Source organism: Pantoea eucrina, from assembly GCF_002095385.1.
Lineage (GTDB): Bacteria > Pseudomonadota > Gammaproteobacteria > Enterobacterales > Enterobacteriaceae > Pantoea > Pantoea eucrina.
Genome location: NZ_MIPP01000099.1, coordinates 1 through 439, shown reverse-complemented (window position 1 = coordinate 439; position 439 = coordinate 1). Strand labels below are relative to the sequence as shown.

The 439-nt window shown below is 67.9% G+C and carries 1 pseudogene; it reads right to left on the bottom strand.

Features of this window, described 5'->3' with window-relative positions:
- Nucleotides 1–439: pseudogene (locus HA43_RS18525) on the bottom strand (ATP-dependent helicase); the annotation flags it as partial.

The window sequence follows — 439 nt, the reverse complement described above, 5'->3', positions numbered from 1 at the left end:
CACGCTGACCCGGCAGCAGCAGGGCGCGGGCGGCGCATTCGCGAAAGCGGGCGGCAAACAGCGGCGATCCGCTGACGGCGCGGCTGACCCGCTGCTGTAACTCATCCGGCGTAAACTGCAGCCAGTCGGAAAGTGAAAATGTGGCATGCGGCGGCAGACGCGTCACAATGCCGTCGTCGCTGGCGACCACGTCAGCCGTTATGCCGTGCTGTTCCGCGAGCCGATCGGCCAGCGCCAGCGCCCATGGCGCGTGTACGCGTCTGCCCCACGGCGAGTGCAGAATAATGCGCGAGTCGCCGCTGTCGTCCGCACAGCGCTCAATCAGCAGCGTGCGATCGTCCGGCAGCTGTCCGGTCGCCACCTGTTGCTCACGCAGCAGCGTCTGCAGATTACGCCGGGCGTGCGCGTCCAGCGCCGGGTCTTCTGCCGTGCCGTTTGC